Origin of the sequence: Vibrio sp. V43_P6S15P86 (genome assembly GCF_009904725.1) — a bacterium.
Taxonomy (GTDB): Bacteria; Pseudomonadota; Gammaproteobacteria; order Enterobacterales; family Vibrionaceae; genus Vibrio; species Vibrio diabolicus.
Map to the genome: position 1 here is coordinate 2,898 of NZ_WXWT01000073.1, position 7,102 is coordinate 9,999.

Below are 7,102 nucleotides of genomic sequence, written 5' to 3' on the forward strand. Positions count from 1 at the left end.
GCTCAAGTAAGTGACCTTTAATTACTTCTTTCATTAAGCCATTTACTGCCCCCCGAATTGCAGCGATTTGTTGCAACACATCTTGGCACTCATGTTCTTCTTCCAGCATTTTTTTGAGACCATTCACCTGACCCTGTATTTTGCTGACACGGGTATTGAGCTTCTTTTGATCTCTGGTTGTATGGGACATGACTTATCTTCTTTAAGTTACTGACTGCGAGATTCTAACTGATAATGTAGCACTTATCTTATACTGGGGGGCAGTATTTAATACTAGGGGGGAGTATAGTTTGGGGCAACTTTAGAAGAGCATATTGAGAATAACAATGGATTTTGTCGCATTATTACAACAAGGTAATGGATGGTTTTTTATACCCAGCGCCATTTTATTAGGAGCGTTACATGGATTAGAGCCAGGACATTCCAAAACGATGATGGCGGCGTTTATTGTGGCCGTAAAAGGAACAGTGAAGCAGGCGGTGATGTTGGGGTTGGCTGCAACGCTTTCCCATACGGCGATCGTATGGATAATTGCTGCGGGTGGGATGTATATAAGTCAAAGATTTACTGCAGAAGCTGCGGAGCCATGGATGCAGCTTATCTCTGGGGTAATTATCGTCTCGACGGGTTTATGGATGTTCTGGAGAACGTGGAGCGATGAGCGAGCTTGGCACAAAACTCATAAGCAAGCTCGAGACTGGAGAACGCAAATTGTCGATACTGGTCATGGGCATCTATCGCTTTCTATCGTAGAAGAAGGGCATCACTGCCGTTTTCAGTTACGCACACTTAACGGTAAGCCTTTAACGGCTGAAAACGTTAAACTAGTGCTACCCAACGCAATCAGACAGCCTTCTGATATTTATCACTTTATTGAGCGCGATGGCTATTTGGAATCCGCCTCCTGTATTGAAGCCTCTGATGACTTTTTCGTCACGTTGATGGTCGGGCACCATGATCATACCCACGATTTTGAGGTGCATTTTCATGCGGATTCCCATTCGGAAGGTGAGAATAAAGAGTACCAAGACGCTCATGAGCGTGCTCACGCTCTAGATATTCAAAAGCGCTTTGGCGATCGAGATGTTACCAATGGACAAATACTTCTGTTTGGTCTGACGGGTGGGTTAATACCATGCCCGGCGGCGGTCACTGTTTTACTCATTTGTTTGCAACTTAAGGCCATGACACTTGGTGCAACCTTGGTGGTGTCTTTCAGTATTGGTCTAGCGTTAACTTTAGTTGCAGTTGGTGTTGTCGCGGCAGTGGGCGTTCAAAAAGCAACATCGAAGTGGAGTGGTTTGAACGATGTGGCTCGTCGTGCACCTTATCTATCGGGGATCTTGATTAGCGCCGTTGGTGTATATATGGGCATGCACGGGTTTACGACGTTAATGAGCTAAGCTCTGTTGTAATTATTACGTCGCTTTTTGTTTATTAAAGGTAGCTCTTTCATGTTGTGGATGATTACTAAGTACGCGTTAACCGCAGGAATAGTGGTGCTGATATCTGAAGTTGCCAAGAGAAGTGATAAAGCGGGAGCGCTGATTGCCGCGCTCCCGACGGTCACTATTTTAGCTTTGATTTGGATGTATATTGAAGGGCAAGGTCAGGAAAAGCTCGCGAACCACGCGTTTTATACTTTTTGGTATGTACTGCCTACATTGCCGATGTTTCTAGTTTTTCCTTTCTTACTGAGCCGATATTCGTTTTGGTTCTCTTTGGGAATTTGCGCCATTATTTCAATCGTTTGTTTCTTTATTGTGACCATCGTTATCAAAGAATTTGGAATAGAATTAACTTAATTGAGCAAAGGAGAATTGTAAGAATATAGGTCGAAGCGCTCGCTTATTTATATTTTCAAGGCTCTAACTAGAACTCTTTTTTTAACTCTCGATGCTAGTGTGGCCGCTTACTTGAAGTTAGCGATTGCTCTCTTGTCTTTCAGCCAAACCTCGTAGAAATGTGACGTTTTGAAGACTTTTCTTCCTTCATTCTAAAGTTATCGGTAATCAGGCAGATACAGTGGCTACAAAGTTACGTCTAGCTTTGCCAGACAGGCTAAAAATACAGTTTGTGTTGGTTATAAGAGGCGAAAGGCTTAACGCTCTGTCGTGAGCATCACATTGAATTGTACCGAGACAATTAAAATGAAAAGAATCATCTTATTAGCCGTTTGCGCCATGTTTGGTATTGCTGTCGTGGCAAGTATGGCATCAACGTACCTAATTTCGAGTCAGAAAATCGATGACATCATCTTAAACAAATCCCAAGTTCAAGCTGAGTTTTTAGCAGGAAATGCAAGTTATATTTTGGAGAACTCAGCCAATCCAATGCAAGACTTACAATCGCTCGTTGAGGGTTTGAAACAACGTTCAGACGTAAGCTATGCAGTCGTAATTGATCGCAATGTGACGGCGGTTGCTCACAGTGATAAGCAAAAGCTAAATAAAACCTACAATGATAACTACACCGTTGAAGGTGCAACCAAAGGTGTACAACAGTATTCAAAGTGGTATGCCGATGTCCAGAAAGTGTGGGTGTTTGATATCATGGCGCCGATCTACGTGAATGGTCAGTTGTACGGCACGTTTGATATTGGTATTCCTATTACAGAAGTAAGCCAAGCGACGAATGGAATTATTACTTCCCAACTGATTTCCATGGTGGTGATCTTCGTTCTGTGTGTTTTGGCTCTATCGCTGCTACTCAACAAGCTGATGCGACCGCTATCTGCGCTTAAGGAGGCGTTGCAAGATATCTCGAAAGGTGACGGAGACTTAACGGTTCGTTTACCAGCAAAAGGTAATGACGAAGTCGCACAAATTTCTTCGGCGTTCAACGTGTTTGTTGGCAAGGTACATGAAATCATTACACAAGTTGTAAATACTGGTGTAGAGCTGAATGGTTCCGCTGTCGCGCTGCGTGGACAATCTCAACAAGCGCTTGCAAGAGGGCAGGAGCAGAATGAGCAAACCATGTTGGTTGTCACGTCTATGAACGAAATGATCGCGACCGTCAACGAAATCGCGTCAAATGCTGCTGGTGCAGCAAGTGCTGCGAGCACGGCAAGTAATGAGACTCAAGATGGCTACAAGACGCTAGAACGCACCAAGACGGCGATGACGAATCTTGAAAACGAGATGAACAGTACTTCCAATATTATCGTAAGCCTTGCGGACAACACTCAGTCGATTGGTAGTATTCTCGAAGTCATTAGAGGGATCTCTGAGCAAACGAACCTACTAGCGTTAAATGCCGCTATTGAAGCAGCGCGCGCCGGTGATGCCGGACGAGGTTTCGCCGTAGTGGCAGACGAGGTCCGTAATCTTGCAACTAAAACGGCTCAGTCCACTGATGAAATTGACAATATGATCCATCAGTTGCAAACCGAAGCCCAAAGTGCGGTTAATTCAATGAGTAATAGTAGAACCCTAATTGAAGAAGGCACTGCAGAAACGGAGCTCGCTCGACAAGCACTAGAGGCAATTGCAGATCAAGTGACCACTATTTTGGATATCAATACTCAAGTGGCAACGGCAACAGAACAGCAATCGACGGTAGCAAATGAAATTAACATGAATATGGATACCGTCAGTCACTCCGTGAAAAACGCGCTAACGGCGAGTGAGCAATTGGAAGAATCAAGTCAACAACTTGCGGAATTATCGAGAACTCTCGATCGTCACGTAGGAGCGTTTAGAATTTAAACGCCAACGGAAATCCTTTTGCAAAAGCCAGTAAATCTCGATTGCTGGCTTTTTTATTTGAGAAAATCGCATGTCGAATTGCTCTACTATGTCAGTTTTTATAGTTATTGGGATAAATGATTAGTGATTAACTAGGCGTTAAGTTTCGCGTGTTGTTTTAAGTGCTCAACAAACATAGAGATTTTCTTGGCTAAGTGCTTTCTAGAAGAGTAAAACGCATAAAGCACTAAATCTTCAGGTTCGTATTCTAGAGGGATGACTTCAAGCTTGCCGCTCTCGATCTCGTCTTTGCATGACTCTATTGGAAGTATTGCGTATCCAAGCCCTGATAACGCGCCAGATTTAGCGAGATGACCACTGTTTACTTTGAACGAGGATTGTACTGTTTGCGTAATATGACCTCCGTCGGGATTTTTAAACACCCAGGGAGCACCATTTACAGCAGTAAGTGTCGTGATACAGGGAACATGATTTAAATCCGTAATTTTGTAAGGGCGGCCGCACTTATTAAGCAGTTGAGGCGCAGCCAAAATAACACTGGGCCAGCGTTTGATTTCCCTTGCTACCCAATTGCTGTCAGACAAAGTCCCTCTATGAAAACTCAAAATGACATCAAAGCTATCAATAACATCATCTTTAGGGTTTAGCGTTGTATCGCAAGACAAAGAGATTGACGGGTATTGCGTGCAAAAGGTGACAACCGCTTTGGCCAGTACAGGTGTGTCTGGCATAAGAATACGTAGCTCTCCCGTTACGGTGTGCGAGTGGCGAGTCACGGTTTCTAGCGCGTTGTTGAGTTGTTCTAATAGTGGACGAGTGCTGCTATAGAGCTCTTCTCCAGCCTCGGTAGGCGTCATTCGCCTTGTCGTTCTATTGAACAACCTGATGTTTAACTTTTCTTCAAGCAGGGCAATATGTCGGCTGACATTCGATGTTGGTATATTCAAACACTCAGCGGCTCGCTTAAAGCTGTTGTTTTCATACACACAGTGAAAACTTTTTAACCAGATTTGGTCGACGTTATCAAACATTCTATTGTCCCACTTTGTTGGATTATCAAGCCAGCATATTGCACTTTATCCTCAGACTGAGTTGCATACAATTTTATTTAACAGTCAGAGCGGGCAAACGATGCAGATGTCGTGCTACGAGGTGATCAATAATGAGGTACTCATGAGTTGGCTAGAAAGGTTATTTGAGAATAAGAATATAATAGGTTCGCGCAAAGCGTCTATTCCAGAGGGCGTTTGGACAAAATGCCCTGAATGTGAACAAATACTTTATCGCGCGGCATTAAAAGAGAATTTGGAAGTATGTCCTAGGTGCTCTCATCACATGAGAATGGCTGCACGTCAAAGGTTGAACACTTTTCTGGATCATGGAACACAGCAAGAGTTGGCAAGTGAGTTGGAACCGCAGGATATTTTGGGTTTTAAAGACTTAAAGCGATATAAAGAGCGAATTGCCATCGCGCAGAAAACGACTGGAGAAAAAGATGCCTTGGTTGTGATGCAGGGGAAGTTACTAGGCTTGCCTGTTGTAGCTTGTGCGTTTGAATTCTCTTTCATGGCTGGCTCGATGGGGGCGGTGGTTGGCGAGAAATTTGTCCGCGCCGTTGAAACTGCGATTAATACAAAATCTGGGCTAGTGTGTTTTTCTGCTTGCGGAGGGGCGCGCATGCAAGAGTCTTTGGTAGCACTAATGCAAATGTCAAAAACCAGCGCCGCGTTAAACCACTTATCTGAGCACAGATTACCCTATATCTCAGTATTGACGGACCAAACTTATGGTGGCGTCTCGGCGAGTTTAGCCATGTTGGGAGACATCAATATTGGTGAGCCTAAAGCAAGCATCGGCTTTGCGGGAAGGCGTGTTATTGAACAAACGGTACGTGAAAAGCTACCAGACGAGTTTCAAAGAAGTGAGTTTTTATTAGCACATGGTGCATTAGATATGATTGTAGACAGACGTGAAATGCGTGATCGCGTTGGCGGCTTATTGGCTAAGTTAACCAACGCGAGGGTGGTTTCAGAATAGGTGGTATTAAAGTTAGACTTAGTACTTGCGTTTATTGAGCCGTAATCATTACAAACCGTTCATTTTGCCCCCATCTTGGTTCCGCATTCATTAGGCTGAGATCCAACGCCGTTTGGTATGGGTCAACAGCAAAATGGTCGCTTACTAAACCCCAGAGCATCCAGTTGATTGCGGTTTCATTCTCGGTAAGCTCTTCGAGTGGCGCTCGGAGGAAAAAGTACTCATCTTCGCCATCGTAACCGAGCCGATCATAGATAATGTTGCGTAGCTCTCGATCCAAATCATGTTGGAGATTGATTGAGTCGCACAGTTGCTCTTCTGTTGGGCTATTCTCATGGCGATAAACATTGCGTTTTGACTCTTTGCGTAAAGTACCTGCGCCAGTTTCAATGCTTACTTTCTTTTGCGAGTGTTGCTCAAGAACTTGAATGATTTCATCCTCTAGTTGGTCGAGTTTACTCAGCAAAACTTGATTGTTTATGTCACCAGCGGGGGAGGCCATCGTTTGGAAGGCTTTCACTCTCTCGTAGACTGCTTTCCCGTGAGGAAGGGCTGCAAAACACTGTTCTCAGAGCGCTTCATTGGCTTGCCAAATGCCCGAGTAGAGCTCGTAATCATGTGGATATGGTGGAAGATCTTCAGTATCTTCCCCTAATAATTCTCGCCAGCGCTTTTGCCACTGTTCTTCTTTTGCGTGTTTTACACGCGCGTATTGCTTAACCCAGCGGTTACGAAGTTTTACCCCAAAAATGGCAAGTCCCCATGGAGCGAGCAAATAAAAATAATAGTGAGAAGAGTTATCCCAAAAGTAACCGTAAACGTAAACACCAAAAGCAAGCACCCAAGTTCCAATAGTACAAGCAATAATCCCGGACATTATTGATGACTGGCGCTTTGTTTCTCTTAATGTATTACCTTCAGCACATAACCAAAAAATGCCGCCAAAAACAAAGGCAAACGTTGTCATGAAGTAGGCAAGCGCCGCTCCCAAAAATCCCCAAAGTGACATGTATTATCCCTAGCCAAATATCTGCTTATTCACTCATCAATGATTCGAGGAGTAAATGTGTTTGATTGGGCGGAGAATTTACCATTAATGCCAACCTTTTGATATGCACTCGATGACTTATTGGGAATGAGTCACAAATAAAAATAGATGGTATCAAGCATCAAAATTTAATTTAGAACCTTTGATTGTCGTGAACTCTATCTGGAAGAGTTAAGGGTGGCGTTTAAGGGCAATTTTCCTCATAAAGTCGTTATTTAGAAAAAGGTAAATTAATGTTTTTATTGATAATTGTGAGAAATCTTGGGTTGGGATTGATCCCATAAATTTAGAGTAAAAAGCCTATTTT

Annotated in this window: 8 protein-coding genes; 4 read left to right on the forward strand and 4 right to left on the reverse strand. The window is 43.6% G+C overall.

Annotated elements, in window-relative coordinates; all coding sequences use genetic code 11:
- On the reverse strand, positions 1–190 hold a 190-nt coding region (locus CAG69_RS03290), incomplete at its 3' end, for a metal-sensing transcriptional repressor (RefSeq protein WP_237668024.1).
- Positions 191–326: 136 nt separating this feature from the next.
- Here CAG69_RS03290 and CAG69_RS03295 point away from each other — a divergent pair.
- The 3 genes from CAG69_RS03295 (at position 327) to CAG69_RS03305 (ending at position 3,710) form a co-directional block, all read left to right on the forward strand.
- Positions 327–1,403, forward strand: a complete 1,077-nt coding sequence (locus CAG69_RS03295) for a nickel/cobalt efflux protein RcnA (RefSeq protein WP_161442707.1) — start codon at positions 327–329, stop codon at positions 1,401–1,403.
- A gap of 51 nt (positions 1,404–1,454) precedes the next feature.
- Positions 1,455–1,805, forward strand: coding sequence for a DUF3147 family protein (locus CAG69_RS03300; RefSeq protein ID WP_005392525.1), 351 nt, complete (start codon positions 1,455–1,457; stop codon positions 1,803–1,805).
- Positions 1,806–2,150: 345 nt separating this feature from the next.
- Positions 2,151–3,710, forward strand: a complete 1,560-nt coding sequence (locus tag CAG69_RS03305) for a methyl-accepting chemotaxis protein (RefSeq protein WP_048625305.1) — start codon at positions 2,151–2,153, stop codon at positions 3,708–3,710.
- A 131-nt stretch (positions 3,711–3,841) separates the two neighbouring features.
- Here the strand turns inward: CAG69_RS03305 and CAG69_RS03310 are convergent, their stop codons facing one another.
- Positions 3,842–4,741, reverse strand: a complete 900-nt coding sequence (locus CAG69_RS03310) for a LysR family transcriptional regulator (RefSeq protein ID WP_161442709.1) — start codon at positions 4,739–4,741, stop codon at positions 3,842–3,844.
- 142 nt (positions 4,742–4,883) lie between these two features.
- Here CAG69_RS03310 and accD point away from each other — a divergent pair, with 142 nt between their 5' ends.
- Positions 4,884–5,747, forward strand: coding sequence for an acetyl-CoA carboxylase, carboxyltransferase subunit beta (gene accD / locus CAG69_RS03315; RefSeq protein ID WP_047008421.1), 864 nt, complete (start codon positions 4,884–4,886; stop codon positions 5,745–5,747).
- A gap of 31 nt (positions 5,748–5,778) precedes the next feature.
- Here accD and CAG69_RS22405 read toward each other — a convergent pair whose 3' ends face one another.
- Both CAG69_RS22405 and CAG69_RS22410 read right to left on the reverse strand, forming a co-directional pair.
- On the reverse strand, positions 5,779–6,267 hold the full coding sequence (locus tag CAG69_RS22405; protein ID WP_237668025.1) for a hypothetical protein: 489 nt from the start codon (positions 6,265–6,267) through the stop codon (positions 5,779–5,781).
- A gap of 48 nt (positions 6,268–6,315) precedes the next feature.
- On the reverse strand, positions 6,316–6,756 hold the full coding sequence (locus CAG69_RS22410) for a hypothetical protein (protein ID WP_237668026.1): 441 nt from the start codon (positions 6,754–6,756) through the stop codon (positions 6,316–6,318).
- Between the last annotated feature and the right edge of the window lie 346 nt (positions 6,757–7,102).